Raw genomic sequence first — 17944 nt, 5'->3', positions numbered from 1 at the left:
CGCGGATTTCGGACAATAACGAGTATCGCCATGTCGAATACCAGGAATTTCGTCATTCTGTTCCTCTACACGCTTGCCTATGCGGCGGCCCTGCTCGCGCTGGCCAAGATCGCGGCAGCGGACAACCAGGCCTTTTTCAGGGAAGGCAACTGGCTGGAGGGCATCCATCAGGGCCTGCTCGCAGGCGTGATGATCCTGGCGGTCATCGGCGCCATCATGCGCCCGGCGTGGCGCAACGTTTTCGTTGCCCTGGCGTTCCTGGGTCTTCTGGGCTCCATCCGGGAACTCAATAATTATCTGAATGCCACGCTGCCGGTACTGGGCTGGCAGGGGCCGGCCTTCGTGGTGCTGGCCGCCCTGGCCGCATTCCTGATCCGCGTGCGTCGGCGACTGGGGCAGGAGCTGGTGGGTTTCATTCGCAGCGATGCCTTCGGCATGCTGTGGGCCGGTCTGGTGATCACCGCGCTCATGGCCCAGCAGATCGGACATGGCGACTTTCTGGAACCACTGCTGGCCGACGATTACCAGCCGGTGTACAAGCGCGTGATCGAGGAGGTGATCGAGGTGTTCGGCTACCTGATGATCGCCCTGGGCACGCTTCAGACGGTGCTGCGCGCGCCGCGTGGCGAGGCCGACGCGAGCCCGGCCTAGCCCCGATCAGCCGCGCGGCTCTCGGTGGTCCAGGTGCGCACGCCCTCGTGCCCGGGCCGCCGCCAGGCCGGCGGCTTCCACAGGTGCTTCAGCCGCTGGGACCAGGGTCCCGGCGCGAGCACGTCGCGCACCATGTCCACGAACTCGTGCACATTCAGCACCAGGAAGTTGTAGCTGACGATCTGCTGCGGAATACCGTAGTCGACCGGCGCGTCCTCGCGTTCGTAAGTGCCGAACAAGCGGTCGAAGATGATCAGCACGCCGCCGTAGTTGCGGTCGATGTACTCCGGATTGCGGCCGTGGTGAACACGATGATTGGACGGCGTGTTGAGCCAGAACTCGCACCAGCGCGGCAGCCGGCCAACCACCTCGGTATGCACGAAGTACTGGTAACTCAGATTGACCGCGTACAGGAACATCACCACCGCCGGCGGCACGCCCAGCAGGACCAGCGGCAGGTAGAACACGTAGCTGCCGATGAAGGCGTTGAGCACGCTCTGGCGCATGGCGGTGGTGAAGTTCATGGTCTCGCCGCTGTGGTGCACCACGTGCGCGGTCCAGAACCAGCGCATCCGGTGAGAGCAGCGGTGGAACCAGTAGTAGCAGAACTCCACGCCGACGAAGATCGGCAGGATGGTCCAGCCGTTGACCGGCATGTCGAACAGCCGGAACTGGTACACCGCGCCGAACACCGCCCCGGTAATCAGCAGCCACATCACGGTTTCCGCAATCTGGTAGGAACCGCCCAGCGCGATGTTGGCCCCGATCTCCTTCCAGCGGAACTGGCGGTCACGCCCGCGCCGCAACATCACCCGCCATTCCACCAGGAACGCCAGCACGAAGATCGGCGACATGCCCACCAGCAGCACCTGCTTCCAGTCCACATTCGTGCCGAAGAAGAACTGGAGCCACGGCATCATCGAATCCATCACGCACCCTGTCTACTCGATTATAGAAAGCAAGCGTAGGCCGGAGGCCGCACGGCCGTCTTGACCGCAACCGCGGCATTTTGACATTTCCCGCCAATCGCGCATGATGCGGCTGACCCGATCTTCGGGCGCGGGAACCGGTTTTCCGACACGGCGCAACATGGCTGCAGATATCCCTGTTCACGGCGTGGTCCCGGGCACCCTGGTGGGATTGCTCTACGACTATCTCGACGCCAGTGGCCTCGATGCCGACCACCTGCTGGGCGAACCCCGGCCCGACCCCGGCGTGCACGGACTGGGCCGCTACCCGGCCACCCGCTGGCAGGCGCTGCTGGAACGCGCCGCCGCGCATCTGGACGACCCGCTGCTGGGCCTGAAACTCGGCCAGACCGCCACCGCCGCCCACTTCGGCGTGATGGGCTACGTGCTGCACAACTGCGCCGACCTGGGCGCGGCGTTCGAGCGCTACCGGCGCTTCGAACGGCTGATCTACGACATGGAACCGGTCCAGTTCAGCCAGGACCACGACGCGCTGGTGCTGGAATGGGGGCTGGGCCACGGCCGGCCCGGCCCGCTGGTGGACGAAACCGCCATCACTGCCCTGGTGGCCTTCGCCCGGGCGCTGACCGGGGAGACACTGGCGCCGCTGTCAGTGCATTTCGTCAATCCCCGGCCGCCGGATCCGGCGCCGTATCGGGACTACTTCCACTGCCCGGTGCATTTCGAGGAACCGCATACCCGCATTCGCATTCCGCGGCTCACGCTGGCCCGGCCGCTGCAGCAGGCGGACCCGGCCCTGCTGCGCCTGCTGGAAACCCAGGCCGAAGCGTTGCTGGCGCAACTACCTTCTGGCGGTCAGCTCGAGGACGAGGTGCGGCGCCTGATCGCCGGCCTGCTCCCGGACGCCGAACCCACGCTGGCGGCGGTGGCAAAGCGGCTGGCATTGTCCGAACGCACCCTGCACCGGCGGCTGGCCGCGCGCGGGGTCACCTTCCGAATGCTGCGGGATGACACCCGCCGGCAACTGGCACAACGCTACCTGGCCGACCCCCGGCTGACGCTGGCGGAGGTGGCGCTGCTGCTGGGCTATGCCGAGCAAAGCGCCTTTTCACGGGCGTTTCGCCACTGGACCGGCGAGTCTCCGGGCCGCTATCAGGCGCGCATCACGCTGTCATGAAGGCCACCTGAGAAATCACCAAAATCAGGAAAAATTCCCGGCTTGCGCCCCCGCATTGTCGTCACGCGCGGTAGGGGCTAACGTAGCCGCCTCTGTCGAGCGTTCAACAAGAGAGACGTCATGAGCGAGAACGTCGAACACCTCGAAACCGGACCGGCCTGGGCCAGCGCGCTGGGCGTGGTCGCCATCGTGCTCGGCGTGCTGCTGGTGGCCGCCCACGGCAACGAGTGGATTACCCAGTACTCCATCCCGGCGGTGGGCGAAACGGTATCCGACCTGCCGCCCGCCGACTGCCCGCAGGACGAGCTGGAGGAGGAAGGCCTGACCGTCGCCCAGTGCGAGCAGATGGTTTCCAATCTGCAGAGCATTCGCGTGTCGCGGCCGGACTGGTTCCGCAGCTCGCAACTGGTGGTGTCGGCCGTGGGCACCGGCCTGGCGTTCGCCTCCATCCTGGTGGGCGCGGCACTGGTGAACTACCGCCGCTGGGCCGCGGGCGCCGCGGTGGTGGTATTCGGCGCGCTCGTGGCTGTCGACGTCGTCACTTTCGTCACCGCCGTACAGACCGGGCCGATCCTGCGGGCCATGTACCTGTGGGATGCACTGCTCTGGTTCTGCCTGCACCTGATGATGATGCTGGGCGCAATCGTGGGCGCCCAGCACGAACAGACCGCCTGACGCGGCCGACCTTAGTCCAGACAAGCGAGAGCCGACATGGCAAACAAGGCTTACCGACCCACCGCCGTCATCACCCACTGGCTGATCGCGGTATCCATCTTCTTCCTGTTCATATCCAGCTGGTGGATGCTGGCCCTGCCGCTGCCGGGCCCGGAATTCCAGTTCCGTGCCTTCCCGTTCCAGCTGCACAAGAACCTGGGTATCACGCTGGTATTCCTGCTGTTCCTGCTGCTGTACGTGCGCCTGCGCCACCGGCCCGTGCCGGAACAATCGCCGGCGATGAAGCCCTGGATGCACAAGCTGGCGGCCATCGATCACGTGATCCTGTATCTGGTGATCTTCGCCTGCTGCATCAGCGGCTACATCTCCTCGTCGTTCAGCGGCTGGGGTACCACCCTGTGGTGGACCGTCGACCTCTACCACTGGGGCTGGGAGGACGAGGACCTGAACATGCTGTTCTCCGACATCCACCTGTGGACCTGCTGGGCCCTGCTCGGCCTGATCGCCGTGCACATCAGCGGCGCCATCTACCACGCCTTCGGCAACGACGGCATCGTGCGGCGCATGCTGCGGCTGTAGCGGAGCAGTCAGTCTCGCGGAAGCGTAGGGCGGACTTCAGTCCGCCAGCCGGCACTCGATATGCCGGGTGCCGGGGACGAACACCCGGCACGGTACGACCAGCGGTCTGAGTCAGGCCCCGCGTAACAGTTCGGGCTGCAGGGCGGACTTCGGTTCGCCAAGCAGACCCCGACCTGTTCATCCGCCGCCCCATCCCCGACAATGACTAGCCGGTCCTCGGACAACCCCGCGGCATGAGCTGGAAAACGCAGCGCGACGAAATCGAACAGCGCCGACGCGCCGCCCTCGAGCAGGGCGGCGAAGACGCCGTGGCCAGGCAGCACGGCAAGGGCCTGCTCACCATCCGCGAGCGCATCGACGGCCTGCTGGACGCCAACTCCTTCCGCGAAGTCGGCCCCATCGCCGGGGCCGGGGAACGCGACGAGGACGGCAATCTCACCGAGTTCCAGCCCGCCAACTTCGTGCTCGGCACCGGCCGCATCGAGGGCCGCCATTGCGTGGTCGGCGGCGAGGACTTCACCCAGGGCGGCGGCTCACCCAACGCCGCCGGCCTGCGCAAGAGCGTGTACACCGAGGAACTGGCGGTCCGCTACCGCGTGCCGCTCATCCGCCTGCACCAGGGCGCCGGCGGCAGCGTGGCCGGCAGCTCCGGCAAGGGTCAGAGCCACGCGCCGGTGTACGAGACCCACCGCTTCAAGTCGATCGCCCGGGCGCTCAAGACCGTACCCGTTGCCAGCGCCGCCCTGGGTGCGGTGGCCGGCATGCCCGCCGGCCGGCTGGTGTCCTCACACTTCGCGGTGATGACCCGCAATTCCCAGGTGCTGATCGGCGGTCCGGCGCTGGTCGAACGCGCGCTGAAACGCAAACTCACCAAGGAAGAACTCGGCGGTCCCGAGGTGCACGAATGCAGCGGCGTGGTGGATGCCGTGGTGGACGACGAATTCGCGGCGTTCGATGCCATCCGGCGCTTCCTGAGCTACCTGCCGGCCAACGTCAACGAACTGCCGCCCGTCGCCGAAACCACCGACTCGCCCGAACGCCGGGACGAGGCGCTGAACGACGTCATCCCGGATAACCGAAAGATGACCTACGACGTGCGCCTCATCCTGCACGGCGTGCTCGACCGCGGTTCGGTCTTCGAGATGACCGCCGGCTACGGCCCCAGCCTGATCACCGCCCTGGCCCGCCTGAACGGCGTGCCCGTGGGGGTGCTGGCCAACGACTGCACCCGCATCGCCGGCGCCATGGACGCCAACGCCTGCCGCAAGCTCAAACGCTTCGTCGAATTCTGCGAGCAGTTCCACCTGCCGGTCATCAGCTTCGTGGACGAACCCGGCTTCATGATCGGCCTGCAGGCCGAACAGGACGGCACCATCCGCGCCGGCGGCGAAGCGCTGACAACGGTCGCCACCACCACCGTGCCCTGGGCCTCGGTGGTCATGCGCAAGAGCATGGGCCTGGCCAGTGCCCTGCACTACGGCGATCAGGCGTACGTGTTGGCCTGGCCGTCAGCCGAGTTCGGGGCGCTGCCGGTAGAAGGCGGGGTGGCGTTGGCGTTCAAGCGGGAGATTGAGGCGGCGGAGGATCCGGAGGCGAAGCGGCAGGAACTTGAGGAACAGTTCGCGGCTCGGCAGTCGCCGTTTCCGCGGGCAGAGACGTTTGCCGTCCATGACCTGATCAATCCCGGTGAGACCCGAATGCGCCTTTGCGGATGGCTGGAACTGAGCCGGCCGCTACTTGACGAGCAATGCCCATCGTCGACCCCCTCCGACCGGCAATGACGCCGTCAGGACCTCCGACAGACCGGATTGGTCATCATTGACCAACCTGCCGGCGCCCAGCCTTCACGACAACAGGCTGCATCTTCGCGCATCCGGCGTCATGAGCGGGTATGGGCGTCCACACGCCAGAATCAAACAATCGACATCGTAAGCCCGGGGCGTCGTTGACGCTGGATACCGCCAGGCATAGCCTGACTGTCAGCCGAAACTACCAAGGCCTGCATGAAACTCTACGATTGCGCCATCGCGCCGAATCCCCGCCGCGCAAGAATGTTCATCGCGGAAAAGGGTCTGGATATCCCCACGGTGCAGGTTGACCTGCTGGCAGGCGACAACCTGAAACCGGACTACCTGGCAGTCAATCCTCGCGGCCTGTTGCCCGCGCTGCAGCTCGACGACGGCACCGTGATCGATGAGGTGGTGGCCATCTGTCGCTATCTGGAGGAACTTCACCCGACGCCGGCGCTGCTCGGAACGACCCCGGGCGAACGCGCCGTGGTAGAAGCACGCCAACGCCAGATGGAGTTCGACGGCATGATTGCCACATCCGAGGTTTTCCGGAACTCGCATCCGGACTTCGCGGACCGCAGCCTGCCCGGCGATCCGAACCGCCCGCCTGCCGTTGCCGGACTGGTGGCCCGCGGTCGACGAACGCTCGGAGGTTTTTTCGATGCGCTGGAGGGTCATCTGGACCACAGCGAATTCGTAGCTGGTAACCAATTGTCCCTCGCCGACATCACTGCGCTCTGCGCCATCGACTTCGCCGGCTGGGTGGAAATCCGGATACCGGAAGCCAATACAAATACGCGGCGCTGGTACGACAGCCTCTCTGCACGACCGAGCGCGGCCGCCTGAGCGCCAGCCCTACGTCAATCAGTCGCCTGCAACTCCGGCCGGTCGCGGAATTCCTCGATCGCTTCCGGATTGGCCAGGGCTGACGTGTTGCCGATGTCCTCGCCATGCACAGCCTGGCGGACGGCGATCTCGGCCAGCTTGGCGTTCCGCGTTCGCGGAATATCGGACACCGCCAGAATCTTCGCCGGCACGTGGCGGGGGCTGGCGTTCTCGCGGATGGTCTGGCGGATGCGATCGCGCAGGGCGTCGTCCAGTGCGATGCCCTCGTCGAGCTGCACGAACAGCACCACGCGGGTGTCGCCGTTCCAGGCCTGGCCGACGGCCACGCATTCCACCACTTCCGGTAACTGCTTGACCGGGCGATAGATCTCGGCGGTGCCGATGCGCACGCCGCCGGGGTTGAGCACGGCATCGGAGCGGCCGTAGATGACCAGGCCGTCGCGCTCGGTGAGCATGGCGTAGTCGCCGTGGTGCCAGACGTTGGGGAAGCGCTCGAAGTAGGCGCGGTGGTAGCGCGTGCCGTCCGGGTCGTTCCAGAACTTCACCGGCATGGACGGGAACGGGGCGGTGCAGACGAGTTCGCCCTTTTCCTCGCGGACCGGGTTGCCGTCCTCGTCGAAGACTTCCGTACGCATGCCGAGGGCCCGGCACTGCAGTTCGCCGCGGTAGACGGGCAGCGCTGGATTGCCCAGGGCGAAGCAGGCAACGATGTCGGTGCCGCCGGAGATGGAGGCCAGGCACACGTCGGGGTGGACGGCGCGGTAGATGTAGTCGAAGGATTCCGGCATCAGCGGCGAGCCGGTGGACAGCACGGTCCGCAGCGCCGACAGGTCATGCTCGCGGCCCGGCTCGGCGCCGGCCTTTTCCAGCGCGCCGTAATAGCCGGCGCTGGCGCCGAACACGGTGATGCCCTCTTCCGCGGCCATGCGCGGCAGCACGCCGGGGTCGGGGTGGAACGGCTGGCCGTCAAACAGCACCAGCGTGGCCCCGGTGGCCAGGCCGCTGACCAGCCAGTTCCACATCATCCAGCCGCAGGTGGTGAAGAAGAACACACGGTCGTCGCGGCCGATGTCGGTATGCAGCACGTGTTCCTTCAGGTGCTGCAGCAGCGTGCCGCCGGCGCCGTGGACAATGCACTTGGGCGCGCCGGTGGTGCCCGACGAATACAGGATGTAGACCGGGTGATCGAACGGCAGCGGCGCGAACAAGAGATCGGCGCCGGGCTCGCCGTAGTCGGCGTAGGCCACGCCGTCGCCGGGCATGTCCAGACCGGCGTAGGGCACCCAAACCGTGCGCCGGATGCTGCCGATGCGTTCGGCCAGCCGCCGGGCGGTGTCGCGCACGTCGAACGTACGGCCCTTGAACACGTAGCCGTCGCTGACGAACAGGACTTTCGGCTCGACCTGGCTGAAGCGGTCCACGATCGCGGACTCGGCGAAGTCCGGCGAGCAGGAGGTCCAGATCGCACCGATACTGGTGGCGGCCAGCATGGCGGCCACGGCTTCCGGCCGGTTCAGCAGCAGGCCCGCCACCCGGTCGCCGGCCTCGACGCCGTCCGCGCGCAGGCCGGCGGCGATGCGGGCGGTCTCGCGATGCAGGTCGGCGTAGGTCCAGACCAGGCGCTCGCCGGCTTCGTTGCGGAAGACCAGCGCCGGGCGGTCGTCGTCGAAGCGCAGCAGGTTCTCGGCGAAGTTGAGCCGGGCGCCGGGGAAGAAGCGCGTGTCGCGGATATGGTCGGCCGGTTCGACCACCGCATCCGGCTCGCGATGAAGCTGCAGCCCACAGAAGTCGCGAATGTGCCGCCAGAAAGCCGCCGGCTGGTCGACGGACCACGGCCACAGGTCGCGGTAGCTTTCGATGGCGGGGTTGCCATCGGCGCGGACCCGTTCCAGGAAGCGCGTGATATTGGCGTTCCGGATCCGTGCTTCGGACGGTCGCCAGATTGGTTGTTCCATGGGTTCACCCTGACCGGAGCGGTCTGAAATGAGACAAGACGCTGTGACCGATAAACGATAGTGCGGCGAATGAATGCTGGCCAGCGACCCCGATGCCCCGGCAAACGCCGATCTGCCTAGTTGCCGATCAGCTTGTCGTACTCGTTGTGCGTCCCGATCCAGAACCAGAGGATACCTTCGGGGACTTCGACGCCGAGCGCCCGGTATCGCATGCCCACACGTACCGAACGGAATCGACCGACCATCTTGAAATGAAGCGACGGATGCGTCGGGTTGCTTCTGAGAAGGTCGAAGTTCTTGTCGGCGAGATCCCGAGCCCTGGCCGGCAATCGTTCATAGCATTGCCAGAAGGCTTTGCCGGCGTAATGCTTCAAAGCTCGCTTGCTTCGCCGCTCTTGTAGTCCTTGATGGCGGCACTCGCCAGCGCGTCGAGCTTGCCCTTAGCGGCATCCGCTTCGATCTGAGCATCCCAAGCTTCGGCGTCAAACGCCGCGAACCATTCGCGAAAGCGCCGGAGCTCAGCGGCCGGTAGGTTTTTCACTGCGTCCTCGATCTCTTCCACTTGCGACATCGAATCGCTCCTGTCGGTCAACGCTGAGTCAATCCTACCGCGAGACCTGATTTCCGGACCAATGAGCTGGCCAGCTTTACGCCGACTGATGCCTGACGGCACAGGGCTACTTCAACTCGCTGGAAGTCTTGCCCAGCAGCCGCCGCGCCACGATCAGCAGCTGGATCTGCTGGGTGCCCTCGAAGATGTCCAGAATCTTGGCGTCGCGAGCCCACTTCTCCAGCAGGGTGTCTTCGGTGTAGGCCAGCGGGCCGATCAGTTCCAGGCAGCCCAGCGACACGGCCGTCCCCATGCGGCCAGCCTTGGCCTTGGCCATGGAGGCCTGCAGGGAGTTGGGCTGGCTGTTGTCCGCCATCCAGGCGGCTTGCAGGGTCAGCAGCCGGGCGGCCTCGTAGTCGGCTTCCATATCCAGGAACGCTGCCGCCGCGGCGGACTGGCAGTGGACGGGGCGGTCGTAATCGATGGTCACCCCGGCCTCGCCCAGCAGCCGGCGGGTTTCTTCCAGGCTGGCCCGGGCCAGACCGATCGCCATGGCGGCGACCAGCGGACGGGTGTTGTCGAACGTCTTCATCGCCCCCGCGAAGGAGCGCTTGGTGTCGATTTCGGGCGAGCCGAGCAGATTTTCCTTCGGCACCCGGCAGTCGGTGAAACGAATCGTCGCGGTGTCGGACGCACGGATGCCCAGTTTGTGGTCGAGCCGCACCACCTCCATGCCGGGCGTGCCCTTGGGCACCACGAAGGACTTGATCGCGGCGCGGCCGGCGGCCGGGTCCAGCGTGGCCCAGACCACCACGGTGTCACAGCGCCCGCCGGCAGTGACGTAGATCTTCTCGCCATTCAGCACATAGTCGTCACCGTCCTCGACCGCGCGGGTGCGGATGGCCGCGGAGTCCGACCCGGCGCCCGGCTCGGTAATGGCCATCGCCGCCCAGCAGCCCTCGAAACGTTCGGCCTGTTCCTCGTTGGCCACGGCGGAAATGGCGGCGTTGCCCAGCCCCTGCCGCGGCAATGACAGGGCCAGACCGACGTCGCCCCAGCAGAGCTCGGTCATGCCCAGCACCGCGGACATGTTGCGGCCGTTGACCACGCTGCCGTCGGCGGATTTCTCCTGGCTGAGCTTGCCGGCCCCGGCGCCTTCGCCGCCGCTGTCGTTCATGCCGTCCAGCAGCGCGGCGAGGGTGTCGAGTTCCTTCGGATACTCGTGCTCGGCACGGTCGTACTTGCGCGAGATGGGCCGGAACATTTCCCGGGCCACCTGTTGGGCCTGGTCAACGAGGCCGCGATAGCGTCTGGGATTTTCGAGGTTGATCATGGTTTTCTGCTCGAAGTAAGAAGAAGGATCCGCAGATTTCGCCGATTACGCAGATTCGGTGGGTGGCTTTTCTTACGCCTGTGCCGTTGTAATCCCTCGCCCCGCCAGGGTTCAGGCGACTCGATCAAGAGCCCCTCACCCAGCCCTCTCCCCGCAAGCGGGGCGAGGGCCTTATTGGACCTGGCGCGGTGCGGGCCGCCGTCAATATTCATTCAATCTGCGTAATCTGCGGTTATAAAAGCTCTTATAGACAAACCGCCCCGGTCAGAACCCCGACTGCCCGCAGGTCGCGGTACCAGCGCTCCACCGGGTGTTCCTTGACGAAGCCGTGGCCGCCCAGCAGTTGCACGCCCCAGCTGCCGATGGCCATGCCGTGGCGGCTGGCGAGGCGATGGGCGATGGCGGCTTCCTTCGTGAACGGCTTGCCGGCATCGGCCAGGGCCGCGGCGCGCCAGGCGGCCAGGCGCAGGCCTTCCAGTTCGATGGCCATGTCGGCGATGGCGAAGGCCACCCCCTGACGGTGGCTGATCGGCTCGCCGAAGGCCTGGCGGTCGTTGGCGTAGTCGGTGACGTAGTCCAGCACGGCCTGACCGGTGCCGGCGGCCAGGGCGCACCAGGCCAGGCGGAACAGCGCCAGCAGGGCCGGGTAGTCGCAGCCGTCGTCGCCGCCCAGGCGGTTGCCGGCCGGGATGGTCGTGTCGTTCAGCACCAGACTGCCGGTGCCGGCGCCGCGCACGCCCATGCCGGGTGCCGGCTCGACCGAAAGGCCGCCGGCACTGCGCTCGACGATGTAGACACCGACGCCGCCGTCGGCCTCGCCGGCCGCCACCAGGAAGAACTCGGCATCCGCGGCCCGCGGCACCAGTACCTTGCGGCCGTTGAGCACGATCTGATCACCGCGACGTCCGGCCGTGGTCGCCGGTGACAGCGGGTCGAACAGGGGCCGGTCTTCCGCCACCGCGATAGCGGCTGCCGGCGGTTGCTCGCCGGCGAACGGCGCGAGATACGCCGCCTGCTGTGCGCCCGTGCCCCAGCGCAGCAACGCGTTGGCGGCACTGACCGGGGCCAGGCAGGCCACCGCCAGACCCATGTCGCCATGCGCCAGCGCCTCGGCGATCAGCGCGCCGGTGACGGCGGAATGCTCGGCGCCGGCGCCGTCCAGCTCCTCGGGCACCGACAACGACGCCAGCCCCAGACCGGCGGCCTCGTCCAGCAGGTCGGCGGGGGGCGCGCAGGTCTCGTCCGCGTCGGTAGCCTCGCGGCGCAGGCGTTCCCCGGCGAAGCGGGCAGCCGCCTCGCGCAGCATCGCCTGATCGTCGGTGGGTGTCAGGTCGAACACGCCGGCAGGATCGACTCCCGGCGGTCGGCCGGGCGCGGATAGCGACCGCGCCGCCTTGAACGCGCGGTTGCCGGCAGTAGCCGCGGCAAAGCCGGCCCGGCTGCCGTGGTAGATGAGCCGGTCGAAACGCGGCCCCAGACCGCTGCGCTGCAGCCAGGGGTTGGCCGCGACGCGCCGCAGCACGGCAAGGCCGAGGCCAGTTGGATTCAGATTCATATCGTCTCCTGTCAGGCGGATGCCCCGGGCTGGAGCCGCTGGCGCATGCGGCGGATGCGATCGATCAGGCCGCGGCCCAGACCGACGGGTTCTTCGGTGACGGGCCGAGCGGCGTAGCGCCGCGTCTGCTCCGGGTTCTGTCGCAGCGTGTGATGCCGCTCCAGCGCGGAACGCACGCTGATGCGGCACATGGTCTGGCGCAGCGGCCGGACCAGGAAGCGGTAGACCTGGCTGCGGTTGATCAGGTCGATGGCGTCATGCGCATCGGCCCGCTCGGTGACGATGATGGACACCAGATTGGGCGCGTGGGTCTTGAGCAGGCCCAGCAACTCGACGATGCGCGTGTTCTCCACCCGCACGTCCGAAATCATCACGCCGATGTCGTCGCTCTGCAGCCGTTCCACCGCGGTGTCCAGGTCAGCCGCCTCGATCACGCGGTAGCTGCCGCCCAGCACGCCTGCCATTTCGGCGCGGCGGGCCGGCGAGGGGTCCAGCACCAGCACGGCGGGGCCAGCCGTTTGCGCGGGCTCGGTCTGTGGATCGGGATCGGCGTCCGCCGGCGTCGGGGCGGCCGGGGCCGCGGGTACCGGCGCGGCCGCCGCCGCGGCGGCGGCTTCGTCGATGATGGCCAGCAATTCGTCGTTGACCCAGGGCTTGCTGATGAAGCGGAAGATCTCGCCTTCGTTGATCGAGCCGATGATGGCGTTGAGATCGGCGTAGCCGGTCAGCAGCAGGCGCATGGCGCCGGGCTGGATGCTGCGGGCTTCGCGCAGCAGCTCGAAACCGGTCATGCCGGGCATGCGCTGGTCGCTGACCAGGACATCCACCGGATGCTCGCGAAGAACCGCCAGCGCCGCGTCGCCGCCTTCGGCGATGCGCACGTCGTAGCGCCGCCGGCACAGCATGCGCAGGCTGGTGAGAATGCGCGGCTCGTCGTCGACGAACAGCACCCGGGGTCGGTGGCCGAGGGTCGGGGCCTGCGGGATATTGGGGTCAAGTTCGCTCATGCCGACATCTCCTCCGCCATGCCGACTGTCTCGGCCGTTTCCGGGGCCTGCGCCTGACGCAGCGGCAGCATGACCGTGAACTCCGTGCCGCGGCCGGGCACCGAGGCGGCGACGATGCGGCCGCCGTGTTCGTTGACGATGCGGTAGACGATCGCCAGCCCCAGCCCGGTGCCCTCGCCCAGCGGCTTGGTGGTGAAGAACGGATCGAATATCTGCGCCCGGGTGGCTTCGTCCATGCCGGCGCCGGTGTCACGGATGCGCACCAGCACGCGGTCGGCCTCGTGACGGGTGATCAGCGTGAGCCGGCCGGCATCGCCCATGGCCTGCCCGGCGTTGGTAATCAGGTTGAGAAACACCTGGTTGACCTGCGACGGCGCGCACTCGATCTCGGGCAGCTCGCCGTAGTCGCGCACCACCTCGATGCGGTGCTTGAGCTGGCTCTGGCAGATGTTGAGGGCCGCATCCAGGCCGTCGTTGAGATTGATGAACTCGGTGCGGGACCGGTCCAGCCGGCTGAAGTCCTTGAGGTTGGCCACCAGCTCGCCGATCTGCGCCAGGCCGTGGTGATTGTCGGCCACCAGTTGCTGCAGCTCCTCCAGCAGGGTGTCGGGTTCCAGCTCGGCCTTGAGTTGTTCCAGTTCCTGCAGGGCGCGGGCGGTGGCCTCGAAGTCGGCCGCCGGGTTGTCCAGCAACGCCAGGGCGTCGCGATAGCTGCCCAGCAGCATCGCCACTTCCTGCATCGAGGTGGACACGATCTCGTTGTTGCTGCGCACGTAGCCCAGCGGCGTGTTGATCTCGTGCGATACGCCGGCAACCATCTGGCCCAGCGACGCCATCTTCTCGGACTGGACCAGCTGGGCCTGGGACGATTTCAGATCGGCCATCGCCTGCTCCAGATGCTCGGTGCGGCGGGCCACCCGCTGTTCCAGTTCCACGTTGGCATCGCGCAGGGCATCGTTGGCGGTGTCCAGGCTGCGGTAGCTGGCGCGCAACCGCCAGCCCAGCCAGGCCAGCCCCAGCAGCAGCAGGCCGGCATAGGCCAGCAGCGCCCAGCGGTACTGCTGGGCCGCGGCCAGCCGCGCGCCGCGGGCGTCGGCGTAGGCGCTCTGGATCGCGCCCAGCCGTTCACTGGTCGGGAAGGCCAGCAGCTTTTCCAGCGAGGTCTGCACCACCTGCTTGTCGCCGAGCACCGCGTTGCCCAGCGAGGCCAGCCGCCGGAACGGCGTGCCCGCACCGTCCGGAAGCGCGATGTCGGACTGGCTCACGCGGTAGAGCATGTCCTCCACCGCCTCGAGATTGGTCGGGTTCGGCAGCATGCCGTAGGCCAGGATTTCCTTGTTGAAGCGGTTGACGAAGTCGATCGCCGGATCGAATTCGTCGGTGACCGGCAGCTGGGCCAGCAGTTCGTCGGACACGCTCGGGATCAGCGCCAGCGCATTGACCAGACGCAGATTGCGGCGCTCGTACTCGCGGCCCAGCTCCACCTTCTCGCGCATGGCGGCGATGTAGTCCGCCCGGGCCGCGTCCATGGCCGGGGCGATGCCGGCCAGCGGCCCGTTATCGGCGGCCAGATCGTCCATGCGGGCGGCGACCTCGTCGAGCAATTCGTAGAGCACGTCGCGCTGCACGTCGACAATCAGCCGGGCGCGGGCAACCTCTTCATTGAAACGGGCGTCGAGGCGTTCCAGGGATCGGAACTCGGCGCGTACCGCGTCCTCGTTGCCGGCTTCCAGCCCGCGAATTGCCACCACCAGCGCGGCCAGGCCGGCGACCGCGGCCACCGCCAGGCCCGCGATGAAAAGCGGTTTGATCCGCATGTTGTCTCCCCCCTCTTGTTCGTATTGTTTTTCAGCCATCGCACCGGCACGGAACCGGCGGGGCCGTCAGGGGTCTGCGTCACGGAAACCGGTAGTGCCCCGGCGCAGCCCCTAGCCGTACTGTGCTTCGACCTTGTCCACTTCGTCCACATAGGCCTGCATGGCCTGGTCGCGAGTCATCCCCTTGCGCTTGGCCCAGGCGTCGTACTTGGCCCGTTCGATCACGTTGAGCATACCCGGCCGCTTGCCGGACACGTCGCCGTCGGTGGCCTGCCGGTAAAGCGCGTACATCGTCAGCTTGTAGTCATTGCTGGGCTTGAAGTCGCCGTCGGTCGGGGCGTTGCGCACCTTGTCGACGGCGGCGTTGAACTGTTGTTGCAGATCGGACATGGGTTTGTGTCTCCTGTGGCTGACGCGCTTGAAGTCGCACGGGCCGGATGCCTGTCGGCGGTTCGGTTCTGCCCCGGAGCGGCGGACTGAAGTCCGCCCTACCCCGTGGCGGGCTCGGCGTTACGCATCACGATCCGATGGCCTGCTTCACGCGCTGCCGCAGACGGCCGCGCGATTTGCCGTGCAGCCACTCGGACAGCGCGGTATAGACCTGCGGGTGATTCATGATCTCGAAGTGGTTCATGCCGAAGAAAATGCGACCGTCGGCATCGTTGAAATGCAGCCGGCGGCTGGGCTTGCGCGACGCCCCGGTGGCGCTGCGGATGGGCACCAGCAGGTCACCCAGCCAGCGGTCGGCGAAGTCGCCGTGGCGGCGGCCCAGGCTGGCGGCCACCAGGTAGTTGCGGGTGCCTTCCAGCGGCCGCAGTTTGCGCGGGGTGACCTTTTCCGGGTGGTCGGGATCGCGGCCGCGCCAGTCCTCGTCCACCAGGAAGCCGTAGCGCAGGTCCTTCACCCCCGCGCTGCGGACGTTGCCGATGCGCGCGAACGGGGCGGTGAAGCGGGTCCAGGTCAGGGCATGGGTGAACGCGCTGCCCAGCCGTTCCAGCGGGGCGCCGAGATGCGGCGAGCCCAGGCACACCAGTTCGGTGAGTTCGGTCGGCCAGCGACAGCCGGCCTCGCGGCCGTAATGGGTAGCGCTGCGGGCCACCAGCCCGCCCATGCTGTGCCCGATGATCACCAGCCGCTGGAGTTTCGCGGGATAGCGTTCCACCAACCGCTCGAGCAGGGCCGCAAGCTCGCGGCCGTTTTCCGAGATGTGGCAGCCGCTGTTGTAGCGCACGTAGAGGGCGCTGTAGCCGTGTTCCTCGACCAGCCGGGCACCCAGATCGGGGCCGCCGGGGCGCTGCCACTGCTGATCGTTCATGCCCAGGCCGTGGACCAGGATCACCAGCCGCTTGCGCGGCTTGCCCAGGGCCCGGCGCAGACCCTCGCGGTCGATCTCCACCTCGGTGCCATCCGCTTGATGCAGCCCCATGCGGATGGCCAGCGGATTGCCCTCGGCCGCCATGCGGTCACCCAGCACGCCATTGAGCGCCGAGATCACCGCCAGCCGGCTGCGGCCCAGATCCAGTCCGCGGCGCACCGGCACCAGCGCCCCGGCCAGACCCACGGCCTGGTCGGCCACGATGAAGGAGGCATCGCCGATTTCGCGCACGCCGCGGTAGACCCGCTGGGTGCGATCGACCAGCTGCCGGTCGATCGGGTTGACCCGACCGATGGTGCGCAGCACCGAGCTGTGCACCTCCTCGACGATATCGGTGACGCCGAAGAACAGCCCACGCCACAGCTGGACGGCGCCCTGGGCCCAGTCCTGGGCGGACAGGCGGCGAGGCTTCACATGCTGCGTATAGCGATCACTCATTTCCGGCACTGCCATGCAATGGTGGTCAGGAGTTCGCCGAGCGCGATCAGGTGCCCGCCCAGCACCGCCTTGCCGGTAACCAGCAGGGACGCGGCGATGTCGCGGGAGGGATCGGCCCAGCCGAGGATGTTCATGAATCCGAGATGGCCATAGGCGGCCCCGGTCATCGGCCCGTAAAGCCCGAACGGGTTGGCGCCGAGCATCAGGCCTTCCGAGTAGCGCATCGGAATCTTGAGCGTGTGGTCGAACTGCAGCCGGTTGGCCGGCCGCACCGCGCGCGCCACGGTGGCTTCCTGCAACACCTGTTCGCCCTGCCAGCTGCCGCCGTTGAGCAACATCTGGTAGAAGCGCGACAGTTCCTCGGCGCTGGCGTAGAGATTGCCGGCGGGCACCACCGCGTCCATGAAGACATCGGTGTTGGACGCCTCGATCACCTTCTCGAAGGGCACGGTCAGCGCACGGGCCACCACCGCGGACAGCGGGAAACGAACCGGCTGGCCGGCGGCGTAGTTGAGCGCGCCGTTCGGGCGCAGCGCCGGTTCCAGGCCATAGGTGAAGGTCTTCATCCCCAGCGGGGCGCGCAGGCGGGTGTCGAGATACTCGCTGATCGGCGCCCCGGTCACCCGCCGGATGACTTCGCCCAGGATGAAGCCGCCGGTGATGGCGTGGTAGGCCATGCGGGGGCCGTCGCGCCAGGTGGGGCTGGCCGCGCAGATCATCTCGATGCAGCGGTCCCAGTCGAGCAGGGTTTCCACCTGCGCGGCCTCGCCGGCCACATCGAACATCGGGAAGCCGCCGCGGTGCGCCAGCACCTCGGCGATCGTGGTCTCGCCCTTGCCGGCGGCGGCGAATTCCGGGAGGTAGTGCGACACCCGCTCATCGAGGTGGATGCCGCCCTCCTCGGCCAGCTTGTGAACCAGAATGGCGGTCACCGCCTTGGAGGCCGAGAACAGGCAGACCGGGGTATCCGGCCGCGCCAGCAGGCGCGGCTCGCGCTCGTTGTCGACCGGCCCGTTGCCGCGGACATGGCCCAGCGACCGGTTGAGCACGATCTGGCCCTGGCGGCGCAGGCACAGTGTGATGGCCGGGTAGGCGCCGCTGCGGTAGAGCTCTTCGGTGGCGCCCCAGATCGCATCCACCGCCCGCGCGGACAGCCCGCCCGCGCCGGGCGGGCGTTCCAGGCGGTCGTCAATGCCGGTGACGTCCGCCAGATCCTCGGGGACGTCGACCAGCGCGGCTCCCAGCAGGCTGCGGGTCATCGCGCGCC

Annotated in this window: 17 protein-coding genes; 6 read left to right on the top strand and 11 right to left on the bottom strand. The window is 67.5% G+C overall.

All coding sequences use genetic code 11. The annotated features are described in order from the left end of the window. Window positions 1-30: 30 nt before the first annotated feature. Window positions 31-651: a hypothetical protein gene (locus RM531_RS01890; RefSeq protein WP_311656861.1), complete on the top strand. Its 621-nt coding sequence runs from the start codon at window positions 31-33 to the stop codon at window positions 649-651. Here RM531_RS01890 and RM531_RS01885 read toward each other — a convergent pair. Next, a complete protein-coding gene (locus RM531_RS01885) occupies window positions 648-1568 on the bottom strand; it encodes a sterol desaturase family protein (RefSeq protein ID WP_349255376.1) in 921 nt (306 codons plus the stop codon). The genes RM531_RS01890 and RM531_RS01885 overlap by 4 nt on opposite strands. A gap of 172 nt (window positions 1569-1740) precedes the next feature. Between RM531_RS01885 and RM531_RS01880 the strand changes: the two genes are divergently transcribed. The 5 genes from RM531_RS01880 to RM531_RS01860 all read left to right on the top strand — a co-directional run bounded on the left by RM531_RS01880 (window position 1741) and on the right by RM531_RS01860 (window position 6647). After that, a complete protein-coding gene (locus RM531_RS01880) occupies window positions 1741-2757 on the top strand; it encodes an AraC family transcriptional regulator (protein ID WP_311656859.1) in 1017 nt (338 codons plus the stop codon). Between the two features lie 120 nt (window positions 2758-2877). Further along, on the top strand, window positions 2878-3432 hold the full coding sequence (locus tag RM531_RS01875) for a hypothetical protein (RefSeq protein WP_311656858.1): 555 nt from the start codon (window positions 2878-2880) through the stop codon (window positions 3430-3432). Between the two features lie 36 nt (window positions 3433-3468). Beyond that, window positions 3469-4011 carry a cytochrome b gene (locus tag RM531_RS01870; RefSeq protein WP_311652261.1) on the top strand — a complete coding sequence of 181 codons (543 nt, stop codon included), beginning with the start codon at window positions 3469-3471 and terminating at the stop codon, window positions 4009-4011. Between the two features lie 233 nt (window positions 4012-4244). After that, window positions 4245-5792, top strand: a complete 1548-nt coding sequence (locus tag RM531_RS01865; protein WP_311656857.1) for an acyl-CoA carboxylase subunit beta — start codon at window positions 4245-4247, stop codon at window positions 5790-5792. A 222-nt stretch (window positions 5793-6014) separates the two neighbouring features. Then, window positions 6015-6647, top strand: a complete 633-nt coding sequence (locus RM531_RS01860; RefSeq protein WP_311656856.1) for a glutathione S-transferase family protein — start codon at window positions 6015-6017, stop codon at window positions 6645-6647. A gap of 14 nt (window positions 6648-6661) precedes the next feature. On the opposite strand, the gene RM531_RS01855 is transcribed toward RM531_RS01860, so the two are convergent. The 10 genes from RM531_RS01855 to RM531_RS01810 form a co-directional block, all read right to left on the bottom strand. Continuing rightward, the gene (locus RM531_RS01855) at window positions 6662-8602 is read right to left on the bottom strand and encodes an acetoacetate--CoA ligase (RefSeq protein ID WP_311656854.1); all 1941 of its coding nucleotides are present in this window, start codon (window positions 8600-8602) and stop codon (window positions 6662-6664) included. A 116-nt stretch (window positions 8603-8718) separates the two neighbouring features. Beyond that, window positions 8719-8976: a hypothetical protein gene (locus tag RM531_RS01850; protein WP_311656853.1), complete on the bottom strand. Its 258-nt coding sequence runs from the start codon at window positions 8974-8976 to the stop codon at window positions 8719-8721. Continuing rightward, on the bottom strand, window positions 8973-9173 hold the full coding sequence (locus RM531_RS01845; RefSeq protein WP_311656852.1) for a hypothetical protein: 201 nt from the start codon (window positions 9171-9173) through the stop codon (window positions 8973-8975). The genes RM531_RS01850 and RM531_RS01845 overlap by 4 nt, the downstream gene beginning before the upstream one ends. A 106-nt stretch (window positions 9174-9279) precedes the next feature. Continuing rightward, window positions 9280-10485 (bottom strand): acyl-CoA dehydrogenase family protein, encoded by a 1206-nt coding sequence (locus RM531_RS01840; RefSeq protein ID WP_311656851.1) that lies wholly within the window; start codon window positions 10483-10485, stop codon window positions 9280-9282. 244 nt (window positions 10486-10729) lie between these two features. Next, window positions 10730-12040, bottom strand: coding sequence for an acyl-CoA dehydrogenase family protein (locus RM531_RS01835; protein WP_311656850.1), 1311 nt, complete (start codon window positions 12038-12040; stop codon window positions 10730-10732). A gap of 11 nt (window positions 12041-12051) precedes the next feature. Next, window positions 12052-13047 carry a response regulator gene (locus RM531_RS01830; RefSeq protein WP_311656849.1) on the bottom strand — a complete coding sequence of 332 codons (996 nt, stop codon included), beginning with the start codon at window positions 13045-13047 and terminating at the stop codon, window positions 12052-12054. Next, window positions 13044-14864 carry a DAHL domain-containing protein gene (locus RM531_RS01825; RefSeq protein ID WP_311656848.1) on the bottom strand — a complete coding sequence of 607 codons (1821 nt, stop codon included), beginning with the start codon at window positions 14862-14864 and terminating at the stop codon, window positions 13044-13046. The genes RM531_RS01830 and RM531_RS01825 overlap by 4 nt, the downstream gene beginning before the upstream one ends. A gap of 111 nt (window positions 14865-14975) precedes the next feature. Further along, complete coding sequence (locus tag RM531_RS01820) at window positions 14976-15254, bottom strand: acyl-CoA-binding protein (RefSeq protein ID WP_311656847.1); 279 nt, start codon at window positions 15252-15254, stop codon at window positions 14976-14978. Window positions 15255-15381: 127 nt separating this feature from the next. Next, a complete protein-coding gene (locus RM531_RS01815) occupies window positions 15382-16677 on the bottom strand; it encodes an esterase/lipase family protein (protein WP_311656846.1) in 1296 nt (431 codons plus the stop codon). Then, window positions 16674-17936, bottom strand: a complete 1263-nt coding sequence (locus tag RM531_RS01810) for a serine hydrolase domain-containing protein (protein ID WP_311656845.1) — start codon at window positions 17934-17936, stop codon at window positions 16674-16676. Before RM531_RS01810 ends, RM531_RS01815 begins: the two co-directional genes overlap by 4 nt. Window positions 17937-17944 lie beyond the last annotated feature (8 nt).

This window comes from Spectribacter acetivorans (genome assembly GCF_031846305.1).
Classification (GTDB): Bacteria; Pseudomonadota; Gammaproteobacteria; order Nevskiales; family Salinisphaeraceae; genus Spectribacter; species Spectribacter acetivorans.
This window is presented reverse-complemented; position numbering and strand designations above follow the sequence as displayed.

Coding starts and splice junctions, on each gene's coding strand:
- RM531_RS01890 (WP_311656861.1), top strand. CDS start 31: ATGTCGAATACCAGGAATTTCGTCATTCTGTTCCTCTACACGCTTGCC.
- RM531_RS01885 (WP_349255376.1), bottom strand. CDS start 1,568: ATGCCGTGGCTCCAGTTCTTCTTCGGCACGAATGTGGACTGGAAGCAG.
- RM531_RS01880 (WP_311656859.1), top strand. CDS start 1,741: ATGGCTGCAGATATCCCTGTTCACGGCGTGGTCCCGGGCACCCTGGTG.
- RM531_RS01875 (WP_311656858.1), top strand. CDS start 2,878: ATGAGCGAGAACGTCGAACACCTCGAAACCGGACCGGCCTGGGCCAGC.
- RM531_RS01870 (WP_311652261.1), top strand. CDS start 3,469: ATGGCAAACAAGGCTTACCGACCCACCGCCGTCATCACCCACTGGCTG.
- RM531_RS01865 (WP_311656857.1), top strand. CDS start 4,245: ATGAGCTGGAAAACGCAGCGCGACGAAATCGAACAGCGCCGACGCGCC.
- RM531_RS01860 (WP_311656856.1), top strand. CDS start 6,015: ATGAAACTCTACGATTGCGCCATCGCGCCGAATCCCCGCCGCGCAAGA.
- RM531_RS01855 (WP_311656854.1), bottom strand. CDS start 8,602: ATGGAACAACCAATCTGGCGACCGTCCGAAGCACGGATCCGGAACGCC.
- RM531_RS01845 (WP_311656852.1), bottom strand. CDS start 9,173: ATGTCGCAAGTGGAAGAGATCGAGGACGCAGTGAAAAACCTACCGGCC.
- RM531_RS01840 (WP_311656851.1), bottom strand. CDS start 10,485: ATGATCAACCTCGAAAATCCCAGACGCTATCGCGGCCTCGTTGACCAG.
- RM531_RS01835 (WP_311656850.1), bottom strand. CDS start 12,040: ATGAATCTGAATCCAACTGGCCTCGGCCTTGCCGTGCTGCGGCGCGTC.
- RM531_RS01830 (WP_311656849.1), bottom strand. CDS start 13,047: ATGAGCGAACTTGACCCCAATATCCCGCAGGCCCCGACCCTCGGCCAC.
- RM531_RS01825 (WP_311656848.1), bottom strand. CDS start 14,864: ATGCGGATCAAACCGCTTTTCATCGCGGGCCTGGCGGTGGCCGCGGTC.
- RM531_RS01820 (WP_311656847.1), bottom strand. CDS start 15,254: ATGTCCGATCTGCAACAACAGTTCAACGCCGCCGTCGACAAGGTGCGC.
- RM531_RS01815 (WP_311656846.1), bottom strand. CDS start 16,677: ATGAGTGATCGCTATACGCAGCATGTGAAGCCTCGCCGCCTGTCCGCC.
- RM531_RS01810 (WP_311656845.1), bottom strand. CDS start 17,936: ATGACCCGCAGCCTGCTGGGAGCCGCGCTGGTCGACGTCCCCGAGGAT.